15 protein-coding genes and 1 pseudogene are annotated in these 16,272 nt (G+C 73.5%); 2 read left to right on the forward strand and 14 right to left on the reverse strand.

What is annotated here, in order from left to right; genetic code table 11:
- Positions 1–92 precede the first annotated feature (92 nt).
- Both ACZ466_RS07925 and pgfA read right to left on the reverse strand, forming a co-directional pair.
- The gene (locus tag ACZ466_RS07925) at positions 93–434 is read right to left on the reverse strand and encodes a DUF5713 family protein (RefSeq protein WP_378286879.1); all 342 of its coding nucleotides are present in this window, start codon (positions 432–434) and stop codon (positions 93–95) included.
- 62 nt (positions 435–496) lie between these two features.
- On the reverse strand, positions 497–1,426 hold the full coding sequence (gene pgfA / locus ACZ466_RS07930; protein WP_378286878.1) for a cell envelope lipid trafficking protein PgfA: 930 nt from the start codon (positions 1,424–1,426) through the stop codon (positions 497–499).
- Positions 1,427–1,599: 173 nt separating this feature from the next.
- Between pgfA and ACZ466_RS07935 the strand changes: the two genes are divergently transcribed.
- Entirely contained in the window at positions 1,600–2,829 is a 1,230-nt protein-coding gene (locus tag ACZ466_RS07935) for a beta-ketoacyl-[acyl-carrier-protein] synthase family protein (RefSeq protein ID WP_378286877.1), read from the forward strand.
- Here ACZ466_RS07935 and ACZ466_RS07940 read toward each other — a convergent pair.
- The 7 genes and pseudogenes from ACZ466_RS07940 to ACZ466_RS07970 form a co-directional block, all read right to left on the reverse strand.
- Positions 2,826–6,239, reverse strand: a complete 3,414-nt coding sequence (locus ACZ466_RS07940) for a protein kinase domain-containing protein (protein ID WP_378286876.1) — start codon at positions 6,237–6,239, stop codon at positions 2,826–2,828. The genes ACZ466_RS07935 and ACZ466_RS07940 overlap by 4 nt on opposite strands.
- Positions 6,240–6,309: 70 nt before the next feature.
- Positions 6,310–7,086 (reverse strand): ABC transporter ATP-binding protein, encoded by a 777-nt coding sequence (locus ACZ466_RS07945; RefSeq protein ID WP_378286875.1) that lies wholly within the window; start codon positions 7,084–7,086, stop codon positions 6,310–6,312.
- A pseudogene (locus tag ACZ466_RS07950) lies at positions 7,083–7,817 on the reverse strand (FecCD family ABC transporter permease); the annotation flags it as partial. The gene ACZ466_RS07945 and the pseudogene ACZ466_RS07950, both read right to left, overlap by 4 nt.
- A 336-nt stretch (positions 7,818–8,153) precedes the next feature.
- Entirely contained in the window at positions 8,154–8,336 is a 183-nt protein-coding gene (locus ACZ466_RS07955) for an iron chelate uptake ABC transporter family permease subunit (protein WP_378292982.1), read from the reverse strand.
- A gap of 103 nt (positions 8,337–8,439) precedes the next feature.
- Complete coding sequence (locus ACZ466_RS07960; RefSeq protein WP_378292984.1) at positions 8,440–9,060, reverse strand: FecCD family ABC transporter permease; 621 nt, start codon at positions 9,058–9,060, stop codon at positions 8,440–8,442.
- Positions 9,050–9,859, reverse strand: coding sequence for a siderophore-interacting protein (locus ACZ466_RS07965; RefSeq protein ID WP_378292986.1), 810 nt, complete (start codon positions 9,857–9,859; stop codon positions 9,050–9,052). Before ACZ466_RS07965 ends, ACZ466_RS07960 begins: the two co-directional genes overlap by 11 nt.
- Complete coding sequence (locus ACZ466_RS07970) at positions 9,856–10,860, reverse strand: ABC transporter substrate-binding protein (protein ID WP_378292988.1); 1,005 nt, start codon at positions 10,858–10,860, stop codon at positions 9,856–9,858. The genes ACZ466_RS07965 and ACZ466_RS07970 overlap by 4 nt, the downstream gene beginning before the upstream one ends.
- A gap of 104 nt (positions 10,861–10,964) precedes the next feature.
- On the opposite strand from ACZ466_RS07970, the gene ACZ466_RS07975 reads away from it, so the two are divergent.
- On the forward strand, positions 10,965–11,801 hold the full coding sequence (locus ACZ466_RS07975) for a helix-turn-helix transcriptional regulator (RefSeq protein ID WP_378292991.1): 837 nt from the start codon (positions 10,965–10,967) through the stop codon (positions 11,799–11,801).
- Between the two features lie 2 nt (positions 11,802–11,803).
- Here ACZ466_RS07975 and ACZ466_RS07980 read toward each other — a convergent pair whose 3' ends face one another.
- The 5 genes from ACZ466_RS07980 to ACZ466_RS08000 form a co-directional block, all read right to left on the reverse strand.
- Positions 11,804–13,285 (reverse strand): multicopper oxidase family protein, encoded by a 1,482-nt coding sequence (locus ACZ466_RS07980; protein ID WP_378292993.1) that lies wholly within the window; start codon positions 13,283–13,285, stop codon positions 11,804–11,806.
- A gap of 125 nt (positions 13,286–13,410) precedes the next feature.
- Positions 13,411–13,806: a winged helix-turn-helix transcriptional regulator gene (locus ACZ466_RS07985; RefSeq protein WP_378292995.1), complete on the reverse strand. Its 396-nt coding sequence runs from the start codon at positions 13,804–13,806 to the stop codon at positions 13,411–13,413.
- Between the two features lie 59 nt (positions 13,807–13,865).
- Positions 13,866–14,909: an AI-2E family transporter gene (locus ACZ466_RS07990; protein ID WP_378292997.1), complete on the reverse strand. Its 1,044-nt coding sequence runs from the start codon at positions 14,907–14,909 to the stop codon at positions 13,866–13,868.
- A 25-nt stretch (positions 14,910–14,934) separates the two neighbouring features.
- A complete protein-coding gene (locus ACZ466_RS07995) occupies positions 14,935–15,762 on the reverse strand; it encodes an alpha/beta fold hydrolase (protein ID WP_378292999.1) in 828 nt (275 codons plus the stop codon).
- Positions 15,763–15,838: 76 nt separating this feature from the next.
- Positions 15,839–16,267: an RNA-binding S4 domain-containing protein gene (locus tag ACZ466_RS08000; RefSeq protein ID WP_378293001.1), complete on the reverse strand. Its 429-nt coding sequence runs from the start codon at positions 16,265–16,267 to the stop codon at positions 15,839–15,841.
- Positions 16,268–16,272: the final 5 nt, after the last annotated feature.

Here is a 16,272-nt window from a genome sequence, read left to right on the forward strand (position 1 = left end):
AGACAAAATGATCAAACACGTTCATTTCCCGACTCGCGCGTGGCTGACAGTCTCGCATCGCGCCACGACGCCGCCCCGTCGCGGGGTGCCGGTCACCAGTCGCGGGTGGCGATCAGTTCCTCCGCGTCCGCGTCCGCGAAGCCGTAGGCGGTGGCCACGAACCAGAAGTCTTCGCCGATCAACTCACGCGCCACCGTCTCGAGCTCGCTGCCCGCCGCGTCGAAATCCTCGGCCAGCGCGTTGAACTCCTCCGTCGCGGCCTGCGTCAGGACGTAGAGCGCCGCCAGGTCGGACGGGCGTTCGGCCTCGATCCGCTCGCACAGCCGCAGCAGGATCGCCTTCCCCTTGTCGACGACGTGATCGGGATAGTAGCCGTCCTCGTACATCCCCTTCAGGAAGGCGTGATCGCTGATCTGCTGGTTGGTGAACGGCACCGGTTTCTCTCCTCTGCACGGCTGCGGCCGATACTGCCCTGCGCCGCCGACAGTTCGCGGAGTCAGTGCCTGTGCGGCGTCCGGGTTCTGGCGGTGATCAGGGCCGTGGCGAGGAGGGCCAGGCCCAGGAGCAGGCAGGCGATGGGGGCCAGGGTGGTGAGCGCCAGGAGGCCCCATCGGCCGTTCTTGGCCTGGGCGAGGGCTTTGCGGCGGCCGTCCTCGGTCATGCGCAGGTCCATGTCGGCGACCACCAGGCGGCCGGGGCCCTGCTTCGCGACCAGGGTGGAGTGCACCTTCTGGCGGACGTTCACCGGCGCCCCGGTGCGCGGGTCGATCCAGTAGGTCGCCTCGCCCTGGTGGTGGCGCTGCACCGGGGTCGGGGCGTTGCCCTTCATGCCCAGCATGGACGCGGGCACCGCGGGGACCTCGCCCGGGGCGATCGTGTCGGGGACGCGCTGGACGAACCTGTACGTCCGCAGCCCGCCCACGCGTTCCTCGCCCTGGTAGGTGACCGGCCAGGCCCGCTGGGTGGGGATGTCGAAGAGCATGTAGGTCTTCTTCTCCACGTTCATCGGCCAGAACTTGCCGATGCCCGACATCGGCACGCCGGTGTGCCCGTCGATGGACGCGTCGCAGCAGTTGACGAGCTGAGCGCTGCTCCGGTCGAAGGCGATCCGGTCGCGGGCGTAGCTCAGGGTCGTGTCGTTGGCGAGGTCCTGCGTCGCGGTGAAGGACTCCCACACCGCGATCCGGCCGTGGCCGGCCGCGGGGTCGCCGCGCACGGTGGTGGTCGAGGTCACGGTGGCCCCGGTACGGACCTTCGCCGTCGAGGCGTCGAGGTAGGTCGCGTTCTCGGCGCGCATGGTGGTGACCGCGTAGACGTTCGCCGGTGCCCGCGTCATCCGCGGCGCCACGTAGAAGTGGAGCAGGGCGCCGGTGATCAGCAGGAACGCCGCCGCGCCGGTCAGGACCGGGCCGATGGTCCGCCGCATGTGCCGCCTCCTCGTGCTTTGGAACTGGGCGGCCAAGGCTCTCCCAGGCTTTGGACCGTTTGCTTGTCACGGTCGGACAGTCGGGAGCGGGCCACTTGTTGCGCCCGGGCTAAGCGGAGCGCCGCTCCCGGGCCGTAGCCTGCTCGGCCGTACGCCGTTGGAAGGGGCACCCCGTGTCGACAGCCCAGCGCGTTTCCCACCCCGTCGTGGTGACGGGGATGGGCGTCAAGAGCCCCGCGGGGAACACCGTCGCGGACGCCTACGAGACGGTGTTGTCGGGCAAGCCGCAGGCCGTCCACCTGCCCGAGCTCCTGGACTCGGGACTGTCCGTCGCGATCGGATGCCCGGTTCCCGAGCTGGGCGCCGATCGCTACTTCTCCAAGGCCGAGCGGCGGCGTCTCGACCGAGCCTCACAGCTCGGGATCGCCGCGGCGGTCGACGCCGTCACCGACGCCGGTCCGGATTTCGCCGGCGACGCGGCCCGTTCGGGCGTCTACGTCGGCAGCGGCGGTCTGAGCCTGGCCACCGCCGTGCTGCTCGCCGGAGAGCGGCCGCCCGTCTACACCATTCCGATGATCATGCCGAGCGCCACGGCGGCGCACATCTCCATCAGGTACGGCCTGCGCGGCCCCGCGCTGACGTTCGCGGCGGCGTGCGCGAGCGGCGCGGTGGCGATCGGCGAGGCGGTACGGGCGATCCGCGCGGGTCACCTCGACCGGGCGGTCGCGGGCGGGGTGGACGCGCTGCTGACGCCGTTCTTCGTGCACGCCTTCGACCGGCTAGGGGCCCTGTCGCGGCGCACCGCCACGCCGGCGGAGGCCAGCCGCCCTTTCGACGCGGAGCGCGACGGCTTCGTCATGGGCGAGGGCGCGGCGTTCCTCACCCTGGAACGCGCGGACGTCGCCGAACGGCGCGGGGCGCGGGTCCACGGCGAGATCACCGGATACGCGCTGACCTCGGACGCGGCGGACATCGTGAGCCCGCGTCCTGACGGGGCCCTGGTGGCCAGGGCGATGACGGACGCGCTGGCCGACGCGGGGCTCGGCCCCGCCGACATCGGGCACGTCAACGCGCACGGCAGCGCGGCACCGGCCGGGGACCGCGCCGAGGCGGCGGCCCTGCGGGCGGTGTTCGACGGCGCGGGGCCGCCCATCACCGCGCTCAAGGGCGTCACGGGGTACCTGCTCGGCGCGGGCGGGGCCTTCGAGGCGGTGATGGCTCTGCTGAGCGCGCGGGACGGGCTCGCGCCTCCCGTCGCCAACTTCACCGGCGGCGCCGACGCCGAGGGGCTGGACATCGTCGCCGGCGCACCGAGGGCGCTGCCCGTGGCGCCGGCGCTGTCCTGCTCCATCGGATTCGGGGGCCACAACGCCGCCCTGGTGCTGAGCCCGCGGCTCGGCTAGCCGCCCGGTTCCCAGTCGAACTCCCAGAGCCGTACCGTGCCGTCGGCGCTTCCGGACACCACGTGGCGGCCGTCCGGCGTCAGCGCGAGGTCGTTGATCTCCTTGCGGTGCCCGTGCAGGACGGTCCCGCGCCCGTTCCGCAGGTTCCAGACCCGCAGCATGGCGTCCGTGCCGCCGATCACCGCGAAGCGGCCGTCGGCGGTGAGCCGGCCCGACCGCGGTTTCCACGCGCCGCCGTGCAGCAGTTCGCCGCTGCCGGCGTCCCAGATCCGGGTCGGCCGGTCGTCGTCCCAGCCGGTCGCCATGACCAGGCGTTCGTCGGCGCTCAGGCACACCGAGCCGGGACGGCCGGTGAACCGCCCCAGGTGGCGGGTCGGGCGGCCGGTGGCCAGGTCCCACAGCCGGACGGTGCCGTCGCGTCCGGCCGTCGCCGCCGTCCAGCCGCTCGCGGCGGCCGACACCGCCGCGACCGGGCCGGCGTGCCCGTCCAGGACCTGCAGGAGCCCGCCGGTGTCCAGGTTCCACCAGCGGATCAGATCGTCGTCGCCGCCGCCGGCCAGCAGCCGCCGCCCGTCCGGGGTGAACGACGCGGCGGTGACGCCCGCCCCGCGCGACCGCACCGGCACGACCGCGCTCCCGGCCAGCCGCTCCCCGGTCGCGACCGACCAGGCGTGGAATCTCCCGTCCCAGGTCAGCGCCAGGACGCGGGCGTCGGGGGTCAGCCGGACCGCGACCACGCCGAGCTCGTACACCCGGGTCGCCCCGGCGGTCGCCTCGATCACCCGCGTGCAGCGGCCCGCGCGCAGGTCCCAGAGCCGGACCGTGCCGTCGTCGCCGCCGGACGCGGCGAGCCCGGCGCCGGGGTCGACGTCCACCGACCGGACGGCCGTGCGGTGCCCGCCGAGCGCCGTCACCAGGTGGCCGTCGCGCAGGCCCGTGCGGCCGAGGTGGCGGCCGAGCTCGTGCCAGGCGTCCACCAGGCGCGGCTCCCGCTCATACCCGGGGATCGCCCGCGCCCGCGTGAGCAGGCCGAGGGAGTCGGTGTACCTGCTCTCTTCCAGTGCCCGCTCGGCCTCCTCGGCCAGGGCGCGCATCTGGACGGCCTGCCGGTTCATCTCCTCGGTCCGGCGCGGGACGGCCACCTGGTACGGGGCGGTGTACGGCGGCCCCATCTCCCAGGAACGCACCGTGTCGTCGGCGCCGACCGACATCCCGCCGTTGCCGTCCGCGCGGATCAGCACCCCCGTGACCGGGAGGGTGTGCCCGTGGACGCCGTGGGCCCGGCCGAACGTGCGGACGCATCGCCCGGTGTCCAGGTCCCACAGCCGCACGGTCTGGTCCCGGCCGCCCGACATCAGGAACCGGCCGTCCGGGCTCAGCGACAGCGCCCCGATCTCGTCGGTGTGCCCGGTCAGGGTGCGCAGGCGGCGTCCCTCGCGCAGGTCCCAGATGGCGATCGTGTCGCCCTGGGCGACGACGGCGGTGCGCCCGCCGGCGCCGAGCCGTGCGGCGGTGACGTTCAGGCCGAACGGGCTCCGCCGTTCGACGCGTCCCGTGTCGAGGTCCACCAGCTCGGCCGCGCCGCCGGGCCAGGTCACCAGCAGCACCCGGCGGCCGTCGGCGCTCACCTCGACCTGCCGCCTGAGGCCGTCGCCGGGCGGCTGGAGCGTCAGCCGCGGCCGCCCGCTCTCGCGGTCCCAGACGAACAGGTGCCCTTCCTCCGACACCGCGAGCACGTCGCGGGCTCCTCGGGCGAGCCTGACCGCGTGGATCCACGGGGTGGCCTCCAGGCCCGGCGGCGTGTGGGTCTGCAGGAGGGTGCCGTCGGTGAGGTCCCACACGTGCACCTGGTCGTCGGCGGCGCCGGAGACCGCCAGGCGGCCGTCCGCGGAGACGTCGACGGAACGCACGGGACCGGCGTGCCCTTTCAGCGTCTGCAGGGATCTCCAGGTCTCGCGGTCCCACAACTTGACGACGCCGTCGGCGTCCCCGTACAGCAGGCGGCGTCCCCCGTGCAGGATTCGCAGGGCGGCCGGCGCGGGCGGTTCCGGGGGACGCCAGTTCCGCGGCGCCTGGCGCGGAGGGACGCTCCACGGGGCCGCCTGGCCTGCGCCGGGAGGCTTCGTCGTCACGCCGCGCGGCGGCAGGGCGTTCAGGACCGCCCGCACCTCCGGTTCGCCGGGCCGGTCCTCGTCGAGGGTCTCCAGGAGATAGCGGCCTTGGACGAGGTTCCCGCGCTCCAGCTCCACCAGGGCCAGCAGGTAGAGGGACTGCCACGGGCCTCCGTCGTGCGGACGGAAGTCGAGGAGCTCGTCGACCACCTCCCCGTCGGTGAGGGCACCGGTCCTCCAGCGCCGCAGGGCCCGGTTGTAGCCGGCCTGCAGGTGGCGCGGGTCGGTCGCCAGCGCCGCCGCGAACATCTCCTCGGCCTCGTCCGGGCGGCCGAGGTCCAGCAGGGACAGTGCTTGGTTGTTCAGCTCGTCGGCGCGCGGCTCGGCCACGACCGGCTCCGGGCGCGGGTAGGCGCGGCCCGTCACACGGCGGTGGACGGCGACCAGCTCGGCGGTGACCTCGGCCATGGTGCGCGGACGCGCCCCGGGGTCCTCGCGCAGGCACCGGGCGAGGAGTTCGGCGAGCTCGGGCGGCACGGCGGGCAGTCCCGTCCCCGCCTCCGGGCCCGCGGCCACGTGCGCCGTCAGGGCCTCGCCGGCGGCGGGCCCGACCATCCACGTCCGTCCCCCGGCCAGCATCTCCAGCACCGAGACCGCCAAGCCGTAGACGTCGCTGCGCCGTCCCAGGCTCTTGCCCGCGAACTGCTCGGGCGAGGCGTAGGGCGGCGAGTGCCCGCCCCACGGGACGAGCATGGTCCCGTCCCCGGAAACCTCGCCGGGGCCGCCGCCGGCCTCGGTGCCGTGGACGCCCGCCAGCCCGAAATCGGTGACCTTGGCCGTCCCCTCGGCGTCGAGCAGGACGTTGGCGGGTTTGACGTCACCGTGGACCAGGCCGCGGCCGTGCGCGTGCTCCAGGCCCCACGCCATCTGGACGGCCACGTCCAGGATCCGTTCGAGCGCCCGCGCCGGGCCGCCCTCGTACAGCCCGCGGTCCTCGATCCACTCGTGCAGGCCCCCGCCCGGCACGTACTCGGCGAACACGCACGGGACGCCGTCCAGCGTGCGGACGTAATGGCACGCGCACACGTGGGGGTGCAGGCCCAGCGACGCCCACGCCTCCGCCTCGGCGACGAAGCGCGCCCGGTCCCGGTCCGCGGTGAGCAGTTCCGGCCGGGGCCTCTTCACCGCGAGGTCGATGCCCCAGGTCAGGTGCCGGACCCGGTACACCAGTCCCATGGCGCCGTGCTCGTGGACGCGGGTCACCTCGTACCGCCCGTCGATCACGTCGCCGACCCGCACCCGTCCCCCGCAAGTAGACACTCATGTCTGCATGACCGACCCAATCACAGTCGCCCCCCGGCCGCGAACCTCAGATCGTGGGCACGACCATCGGGGTGCCGTTCACCGGGTCGGGGACGACGACGCACGGCAGGTCGAACACCGCGTGCAGCAGGTCCGCGTCCACGATGTCGGCGGGCTTGCCCTCGGCGGCGATCCGGCCGTCCTTCATCGCGACGAGGTGGTCGGCGAACCGGCACGCCTGGTTGATGTCGTGCAGGACGGCGATGACCGTGCGCCCCTCGTCGCGCAGCCGGGCCAGCAGCGCGAGCAGCTGGTACTGGTGCGTGATGTCGAGGAAGGTGGTGGGCTCGTCGAGGAGCAGGTAGGGCGTCTGCTGGGCGAGCACCATCGCGACCCACGCGCGCTGCCGCTGCCCGCCCGACAGGTTCTCCACGCGCCGCTCCGCCAGCTCCGTGACGCCCGCCGCGCCCATCGCGGCGGCGACGGCCCGCTCGTCGCCCGGCGACCAGGTCGACAGCACCGACTGGTGCGGGTAGCGGCCGCGCGCCACCAGCTGCCTGACCAGCATGTTCTCCGGTGCCACCGCCCCCTGCGGCAGGAACCCGATCTTCCGGGCGATGGCCTTGGGACGGTGGTCGCGGACGTCGCGCCCGTCGAAGGCCACCCGTCCCTCCGTCGGCGCGAGCAGCCGGACGAAGGCGCGCAGCAGCGTCGACTTCCCGCACGCGTTGGCCCCGACGACGGCGGTGAACGCGCCGTCGGGGACGTCCAGGGTGAGCCGCGTCGACACCACCCGCTCGCCGTAGGAGAGGGTGAGGTCACGGGCGGTCAGGCGGTCCGTCACGGTCGCCGCACCTCCTTGATGAGCAGCCAGATGAGGTAGGAGCCGCCGAGCGCCGACGTCACGACGCCGACGGGCAGCGCGACGGGTGCCAGGACGGTCTGCGCGGCGAGGTCGGCCGCCAGCAGCAGCACCGCGCCGGTGACCGCGGCGGGCACCAGCGGGACGCCCGCCGCCCCGGCGATGCGGCGGCCGATCTGCGGCGCGGCCAGCGCCAGGAACACGATCGGGCCGGTCGCCGACGTCACGGTCGCGGTGCAGCCGACGCCCGCCAGGACGATCAGCAGCCGGTGCCGTCCGAGGCCCACGCCAGTCGTGGCGGCGACCTCGTCGCCGAGCGCGGCCTGGTGCATCGCGCCGGCATTGGCGGCGATGATCAGCGTGAACGCGCCGACGAGCAGGAACGGCAGCCGCAGCTCGCTCCAGTCGACGCCGTTGAGCGAGCCCGCGCTCCAGCTCGTCGCGGCGATCGCGATGTCGAGCTCGGCGCGCAGGACGATCCAGGAGTTCACGGCGGTGAGCATCGCGCTTACGGCGATGCCGACGACGACGAGCCGCAGCCCGCTGATCCCGGACCGGTACGCGAGCGCGTAGACGGCCAGCGCCGCGAGCACGCCGCCCGCGAGGGACCCGGCGGCGAGCCCGCCCGCGGTGCCGCCGAGCAGCGTGATCGCGGCGAGCACGCCCGTGTAGGCGCCCTGGTCGAGACCCAGGACGTCGGGGCTGCCGAGGGGGTTGCGAACTGTTCGCCTGTGAGGTCGGTTGAGTGAACATGGGGGTGATCAAGTGATCCGACTTGACGGCTTGTGTTGGTCCCTGTACTTTCTGTAGCGTGATCTGGGACGCCGGGTTCGATGTCGGCGTGCGGGGCCCCCTTTCCACCGGAGTGATGGTCTGGGGCCTCCCCGTCGCCTCTGGTCGAGCCCACTTGGCCAGGTCGCGTAGGGAACCGGCCTCCCGGGAACGGACCACGCACAGGATGCGTGTCGCCGGCCCGGGGTCGAGTACGCCGGGGACCAGTGCGTCCAAGACCGTTCGGGGCGCGCGGCTGAGCAACTTATGCACAGTCCTTAGGAACGGTTGCGGGTGAGGTTCTGGAAGATCGCGCCGGACAATCCCAGCGCGGCGCCAAACACCAGCGCGGCGGCGACGCGCGGCAGCCGCCATTCCCGGACGGCGATCGCCGCGTCGCCGTGCCCGAAGAGCGCGGGCAGCACCTCGGCGGGCGGGGTCCCAACACGTCCCCGCGGCATTGCGCGACCGCCGCCAGTACCAGCGCGACGGCGCCCAGCGCGGCGGTGGCCGCGAGCGTCCGCCGCTCGGCCCGCGCGGACACGGGCCCGATCCGGATGACGGTCACAGCGCCGCCGTCCCGTGCCGGCGGACGGCCCAGATGAGGGCGCGGCCGGCCAGCGATCCGACGGACCAGAAGCGGAGGCGGTCCAGCGCCTCCGGGTGGACCAGGCGCAGGCCGAGCGACACGCCCGACAGGACGAAGGTCACCGCGACGCCCGCGAGGATGAGCCGCAGCGGGTACGTCCGCCCCACCCCGTACACGACGGCGGTCGCCAGGACCGCCCCGGCGACGGCCAGGAGCAGCCGCGAGAGCTGCGAGTCGCCGGTGCCCAGGACCGTGCCCACGATGATCGCGAACCCGGCGCCGGACGTGACGCCCAGGATGCCGGGCTCGGCGAGCGGGTTGCGGGTCAGCGTCTGGACGAGCGCGCCCGCGACGCCGAGCGCCGCGCCCACGCACACGGCGAGGAGCGTGCGCGGCAGCCGGACGTCCCGGACGATCGTCTGCTGGTCGGTGCCGGTGTGGTCGGTGAACGCGCGCCAGATCTCGCCGGGCGCGACGGCCTGCGCGCCGACGCACACGCTCAGCACCGCCAGCGCGGCGATCAGCGCGACGCCGACCAGCAGCAGGCCGGCGCGTCCCCTCCGCGCGTCCGGCGACGTTGGGGACTCAGTCTTCAAGCCCGGAGACTCCACGTTTCCAGTAGCCGGTGAACAGCGCGTCCATCCGTTCCGAGCTCCAGGCCCGCAGCGGCTTGACGGCCTCCGTCTCGCCCGCCGCGAAGAGGAACGTCCGGGCTTCGGGCAGGTCCAGCGAGCGGACCGCGTCGGCGAGCCCGCCCTCCGCGTGGACGAGCCAGGTGACCTCCACGCCGCGCCGGTCGGCCAAGGGGTAGGCGTGGTCGGCGGGATCGGCGGTCTCGACGACGATGTGGGCGGACACGTCCGCGGGCGACTCCTCCAGCCAGCGCGCGGCGGCGGGGAGCGCCGTGGCGTCCACCGCGAGCACGTAGTGGTCGTAGGTCTGCGCGAACGCCTTGGCGCCGGGCGGTCCGGCGAGCACGGCCTCCTCCCCCGGTTCGACGCGGCGCGCCCAGTCGGAGGCCAGCCCGCCCGGGTGCAGCACGAAGTCGATGTCGATCTCGTCGCCCGCGTACCGGCGGATCGTGTACTTGCGGGTGCGCGGCATCGGGCGCGGCCAGTCGAGCATCATCGTCCGCCGGTTCGGGACGGGGTCGCGGCGAGTCCCGTCCGGGTCGGGGAAGACGATCCGGACGTGGTCGTCGAACTGGTAGGTGTGCAGCCCCGCCGTACCCGGCCCGCCGAACGTCAGCCGCAGAATGTTCGGGGTGACCGTCTCCCGCCGCCGCACGGTCGCGGTCCGGACCTCGATCGGGTAGGGGACGCGGGTCAGGCCCGTGCCGTCGCGGTGGTGGGCGGCGACGCGCGCCCCCGGTTCGCTGCGGTCGACCGCGGTCATGACTTCACCAGCGGCGCGAGGGCCGTGTCGAGCGCGTCGAGGGTCTTGAGCGCGGAGGTGTAGGTGGCCGCCTCGGTGTAGCGGACGGCGAAGGTCTTCCCGGCCTTCACCGCGGGCAGGTTCTTCCACAGCTTGGAGTCCAGGACGTACTTCACCGGGTCGGGGACGGAGCCGTCGGCGTTGACGGTGTAGGTGATGGCGTCCGCCTCGCCGAGGCTGGCGGGGACCTCCTCGATGGAGGGGTACTCGCTCACGTCCCTGGAGCCGCCGCCCTTCTTCTTGACCTGGCCGTAGTAGGTGACGCCGGCGTCGGTGGCGATGTTGGTGCCCCAGGATCCGGCGAACTCGCGCTGGAAGGTCCCCTGCTGCCCCTCGCCGTAGGCTCCGACGTGCCCGAACTCGAGGCCGCCGAGCACGCCGGCGTACTTGGCCTTCAGCTCCGCGGCCCGCTTCTCGTAGGCGTCCTTGGTCTGCTGGAAGGTCGCGGCCCGTCCCGCGGCGTCCGCCTGCCGCCTGGACAGCTCGCGCCAGGACGACGGCAGCGACGGCCCGACGACCGCCACCGGGGCGATTGACTCCAGGCGCTTCATGTCGAGGTCGCCGAGGACGGGCTTGGGCACCCCGACGATGATGAGGTCCGGCTTGACCTTGGCGATCGCCTCGTAGTTGGTGGTGTCGGCCGGGTTGCCCGCGATCTTGGTGAGCCTCTGGTAGGTCGCGAGGTCCTCCCGCGTCATCATCGGCACGCCGCGCGTCCACTCGGAGATGCCGGCCAGCGGCGCGTCCGCCTCGATGAGGACGGGGACGGCGTACCCGGTGGCGACGATGCGCTTCGGCGCGGCCGGGATCGTCACCCTGCCGTTGTCGGCCTCGAACACGCGGGTCGCGCCGGACGACGCCGCCGATCCGGACGAGCCGCAGCCGGAGATCGTCAGGACGAGCGCCGTGGCGGCGGCTGACGCGAGCGCCGCCGCGATCCGCCGGGACTTGCGTGGGGACATGGTCGATTCCTTCGTGCACAGGATTGGGGCACCGCCCGAACAGCGGCAGCGCGAATTAGGTTAGCCTTACCTCAGTTCGCTGGATATCGCTGAGAGGTCGTCTTGTGACGGTGCTGGGACACTCCCTGGACAATCTGGTCAATCCGGAGCGGTGCGAGGAGTTCGGCTACGGGCTCGGCACCCCGGGAGGCATCCTGATCCTGCGCTACCGGTCGTCCGGGTCCCTGTCGTTCGGGCCGCAGCGCCAGGACTTCCTGCACCAGCTCTACTGGTCCCCCGACGGCGTCCTGGCGTCGGCGCACGGCCCGTCCTCGTGCTTCACCGCCTCCGAGGAGGCGTTCTGGGCACGGCGCGCCGTCGTCCACGAGGTGACCGCCGGGGAGCGGCAGACCGTCTACCGGGTCTGCCTGCGCGAGGTGCCCCCCGGGATCGGCGGGCTGCACGCCGGGCCGGTGTCGCTGACGGAGGAGGCGGCGCTGCTCGTCCAGGAGATCTCCCGGCCCGGGTACGACGCGGCCGCCGCGCTCGCCGCCCGCGAGCGCATCATGGCGGGCCTCGCCGCCTCGTCCGACGCCCAGGCCGCGGCCCGCGCGTCCGGGCTCGGGTTCGCGAGGTCGGTCGCGCGCCGGATGACGCACGACCCCGGCGACCCCACCGGCCTGGCCGAATGGGCCGACCACCTCCGCATCAGCGTGAAGACGCTCCAGCGCGACTTCACCCGCGAGTTCGGCATGTCGTACACGACCTGGCGGACCAAGCTGCGCCTGAGCGCGGCCCGCGCCCTCCTGCGGACCGAGCCGGTGACCAAGGTCGCCCACCGCGTCGGCTACGGCAGCCCGTCCGCCTTCATCGCGGCCTACGCCAAGGAGTACGGCCACACCCCCGGCCGCCTCCCGGACGCGTCCCGCGGCCCGCTGCCGGCGCCCGGCCGGACGACATGACGTCAGTGGCGCCGGCGGTGGTGGGCGGGTATGCCGGGAAGCCGGGTCGGGACCCGGTCCTCGGTGCCCGCTTCGACGACGACGAACTGGCCCATCATGCCCAGGTCCTCGTGCCGGAGGAAGTGGCAGTGGAACATGTACGGCCTGACGGGGTCGGACCATTCGCTGAAGGTGACCGCGACCCTGACCGTGCCCGCCCTGGGGACGAGGACGGTGTCCTTGAGGCCGCGGAGGTGGCCGGGAGGCGGCGCCCCGTTGACGTCCAGGACACTGAACGCGACCCCGTGGATGTGGAAGTTGTGGGCGAAGCTCTCGTTCCGGATCTCCCAGATCTCGGTGCTCCCCGCGGGCACGACCTCGTCGATGCGGCCCATGTCCATGATCTTGCCGTTGATGTCGTGGTGGCCCAGGACGAACGTGCGGACGCGGGCGCCGGGCGGCGGCTCGATCATCGGGTCGGCCGACAGCCGCGACGGCATCCGGCCCGCGCGGGTGAGCCGCCCGGCCGCCGCGATCGCCAGCAGGTCGAGGTCGTCCTTCCCGTCGGCCTTCCCGTCGCCGGCGGTGTTCTTGGGCTGCTCGCCCAGGCTGTTGAGCGTCACCCGGTCGCCCGCCGCGAAGTCGACCAGCACCTCCGCCCGCTCGCCCGGGCTGAGCTGCACGCGGTCGACCTCCAGCGGCGCGGCGAGCAGGCCGACGTCGGTGGCGATCAGGTGGAAGCGGCGCCCGTCGGTGAATCCGACCTGGTAGACGCGGGCGCTGGAGGCGTTCAGCAGCCGGAACCGCACGCGCGCGGCGCCGACGCGCAGGAGGGGCCGGTAGGTGCCGTTGACCAGGACGGTCTGCCCCTCGAATCCGAACCTGTCCTGGTACAGCGCGGCCTCGTCCAGCGAACCGTCGGCGCGGAAGGTCCGGTCCTGGATGATCAGCGGGATGTCGTCCACGCCGTAGGCGCGGGGCAGGGCGTCGGGCGCGTCCGGGGCGTCGATGAGGAACATCCCGGCGATGCCGCGGTAGATGTGCAGTTCGGTGCGGCCGTGGGGGTGGGGGTGGTACCAGGCGCTGGCGGCGGGCTGGTCGATGGTCCACTCCGGCACCCACATCCCGTACGGGCCGATGATCTGGTGCGGGCCGCCGTCCGCCTCGGCGGGCACCCGCACTCCGTGCCAGTGCAGCGTGGTCGACTCGGGGAGCCCGTTGATGACCCGCATCTCCACCCGGTCGCCGCGCGAGGCGCGCAGCGTCGGGCCGAGGTGGGGGCCGTTGACGCCCCAGGTCGCGGCCCTCTTGCCGGGGAGGAACTCGGTCCGCCCCGGCCGCAGGTTCAGCTGGAACCGGCGGACGCCGTCGACGTCGCGCCGCGGCCGCAGCATCGGCGGGATCCAGAGCGGCTTCCGCGGCGCGGAGACCCCGGAGGAGGCCTGCCCGCACCCGGTGCCCAGCCCGGCCAGACCGGCGGCGGCGAGAAATCTGCGGCGTTTCATGCGGTCTCCGACAACGCTAGGAAGATCAACACATGGCTCCCTTGTCATGACCGCGGAAAGCGGACGCATCGTGAAATGCGGGAGTCCGCCGGTTCATCTCACGGTGACGATCCGGTGCCGGTGGGTCACCGGGCGTCGAAGGCCGCCCGCGAGTCCCGGATCTCGGTGGCGTTGTCCTCGGCCCATCCGGCCAGCGGCCGGACGACCTGGAGGAGGCCGAGCCCGCGCGGAGTGAGCGCGTAGTCGACGCGCGGCGGTTTGGTGTCGTGGACGGTCCGCGTCACCAGGCCGTCCCGTTCCAGGCCGCGCAGCGTCGCGCTGAGCATCCGCTGGGTGATGGGGGCGCTGAGCCGGCGCAGCTCGTTGAAACGCCGGGTGGTGCCGCCCAGCCGGCAGACGACGACCACGGACCATTTGTCGCCGATCCGTCCGAGCACGTCGCGGACCAGGTCACGGCCCTCCTCGGACGCGGCGGACGCGGCGGGCGCGGGGGCGTCCGGCTCCGTGGTCGGTTGCGCCATGGCAGGCAGTATACGAGGCGTACCAGGTACCGCCGGGCTCCACGCGTCCGCGCGGCGCGTCAGGGGGGTTCGGCGGGCGTCTCGCGCAGGACCATCGCGACCCGGTAGGACACGGCCGTGACCGGGACGGCGACGATCGCGCCCGCGATCCCGGCCAGCAGCGTCCCGGCGGTGACGGCGATGATGATGACGGCGGGGTGCAGCCGCAGCGCCCGGCCCATGATCAGCGGTTGCAGCAGGTGGCCCTCGGCCTGCTGCACGACGATCACCGCCGCCAGCACCAGCAGCGCGTCGCCGACGCCGTTGCTCACGAAGGCGATGAGCACGGCCGCCGCGCCCGCGACCGTCGCCCCGGCGATCGGGACGAACGCGGCAACGAAGGTCAGCAGCGCGAGCGGCAGCGCCAGCGGGATCCCGATGACCAGAAGCGCCGTGCCGATGCCGACGGCGTCCACGAACGCGATCAGGACCGTCCCGCGGATGTAGGCGACCAGCGCCTCCCAGCCCGCCCGCGCCGCCGCGTCGGCGCGGTGGCGGACGCGGGCGGGGGCGAGGCCCAGCGCCCACCGCCACATGGAGGCGCCGTCCTTGAGGACGAAGAACAGCAGCACCAGCGCGATCAGGATGGACGCCACGCCCTGGGTGGCGACCCCGGCGCCGGTCGCCAGATCGGGGGCGGACTTGACCAGCGCGTGCCGCAGGTCCTCGGCGAGCGCGTCGAGCCGCTGGGCGGTGATCGGGAACGGGCCGCCCAGGATCAGCTCGCGGATCTTGTCCAGTCCCCGCCGCAGGCCCAGGCGCAGGTGCGGCCACTGGCGGACGGTCTGGTTCCCGATCAGCACGAGCGGCAGCGAGACCATCGCGATCAGCGCGAACACCCCGGCCAGCGCGGCCAGCCACGGCGGGAGGCGCAGCGCCCGCAGCCTCCGGGAGACCGGCTCGATCAGCGCCGCCATCAGCAGCGTCGCCACCAGCGCCAGGGTGAGCGGCGCCAGGTGGACCAGCAGCGCCAGCACCAGGCCGGCCCCCGCGGTCAGCACCAGCAGGCAGGCGACGCTGAGCGCGGCCCGGCGGAGCCCGGGCGGCGGCCCGGCGGGTTTCACGCGACGCCTGAGGCCACTTCGGGCCCTAACCCTTGAGGAAGTCGAGCAGGTCGCGGTTGAACTTCTCCTTGTCGCCCGGGACGAGCGCGATGCCGTGGGAGCCCCGCTCGTAGACCTTGAGGGTGGCGTTCGCGACGATCTCCGCGGTCTTGCGGCCGGTGGCGTCGATGGGCACGATCTGGTCGTCGTCGCCGTGGACGACGAGCGTGGGGATGTCGAACTTCCTGAGGTCCTCGGTGAAGTCGGTGCGCGCGAACGCGTCGACGCACTTCACCCCGGCCTGGATGGACTCGTGCATGGCCATGTACCAGAAGGCGTCACGGTTGCCCTGGGTCACCTTGTTGCCGGGGCGGTTGGCGCCGAAGAACCCCTCGCTGGCGTCCTTCCAGAACTGCGAGCGCTCGGCGAGGATGCCCTTCTTGATGTCCTCGAAGGCCTCAGCGGGCACGCCCTCGGGGTTGGTGTCGGTCTTGAGCATCAGCGGCGGGATCGCCGACAGCAGGACGGCCTTGCCGACCCGGCCCGTGCCGTGGCGGCCGATGTAGCGGGCGAGTTCGCCGCCGCCCATGGAGTGCGCGACGAGGACGATGTCGCGCAGGTCGAGGGCCTGGATGAGGTCGTTGAGGTCGTCGGCGAAGGTGTCGAAGTCGTAGCCGTCCCAGGGCTGGCTGGAGCGGCCGTGCCCGCGGCGGTCGTGGGCGATGCCGCGGTAGCCGTTCTCGGCGACCAGTTTCAGCTGGTCCTCCCAGGCGTCGGCGTTCAGCGGCCAGCCGTGGCAGAACAGGACGGGCCTGCCGGAGCCCCAGTCCTTGTAGAAGATCTCCACTCCGTCGCGCGTCGTGATGACACCCATGCCGCGGCCCCCCGGTTCCTCGTTGGCGGTGTTTCGGTCACCAACGAGGCGGTACCCGGGCGGGATGTCCGGAAAGTCAAGATCCGGTCGGCAGATCTTTACCGGGCGGTACCGGGGGCGCCGGCATGCCCGGCCGGCTGCGGAGCCGCTCCATCTCGCGGCGGTCGCGCTTGGTGGGACGTCCCGCGCCGCGGTCGCGCCGGGCGATCGGGACCAGCGCCTCGCGCGGGGGCGGCGGCGGGCTCTTGTCGATCAGGCACTCCTGGGCGACGGGCGCGCCGACCCGCTTCTTGATGATCTTCTGGACGACGACGATCCGCTCGCGGCCGTCCAGCCGCAGCCGCACCTCGTCGCCCGGCCGCACCACCGAGGCCGGCTTGACGCGCACGTCGTTCACCCGGACGTGCCCCGCACGGCACGCGCCGGTGGCCATGGACCGGGTCTTGATCAGGCGCACCGACCACAGCCAGACGTCCACCCGGACCGAACCGCCCTCACCCTCCATGCCCC

Source organism: Actinomadura rugatobispora (assembly GCF_055379765.1).

Bases quoted from the DNA above. Each gene is read 5' to 3' on its own strand.
- ACZ466_RS07955 (WP_378292982.1), bottom strand. From the start codon at position 8,336: ATGCCGCGGGGACGTGTTGGGACCCCGCCCGCCGAGGTGCTGCCCGCG.
- ACZ466_RS07965 (WP_378292986.1), bottom strand. From the start codon at position 9,859: ATGACCGCGGTCGACCGCAGCGAACCGGGGGCGCGCGTCGCCGCCCAC.
- ACZ466_RS08000 (WP_378293001.1), bottom strand. From the start codon at position 16,267: ATGGAGGGTGAGGGCGGTTCGGTCCGGGTGGACGTCTGGCTGTGGTCG.
- ACZ466_RS07970 (WP_378292988.1), bottom strand. From the start codon at position 10,860: ATGTCCCCACGCAAGTCCCGGCGGATCGCGGCGGCGCTCGCGTCAGCC.
- ACZ466_RS07980 (WP_378292993.1), bottom strand. From the start codon at position 13,285: ATGAAACGCCGCAGATTTCTCGCCGCCGCCGGTCTGGCCGGGCTGGGC.
- ACZ466_RS07985 (WP_378292995.1), bottom strand. From the start codon at position 13,806: ATGGCGCAACCGACCACGGAGCCGGACGCCCCCGCGCCCGCCGCGTCC.
- ACZ466_RS07995 (WP_378292999.1), bottom strand. From the start codon at position 15,762: ATGGGTGTCATCACGACGCGCGACGGAGTGGAGATCTTCTACAAGGAC.
- pgfA (WP_378286878.1), bottom strand. From the start codon at position 1,426: ATGCGGCGGACCATCGGCCCGGTCCTGACCGGCGCGGCGGCGTTCCTG.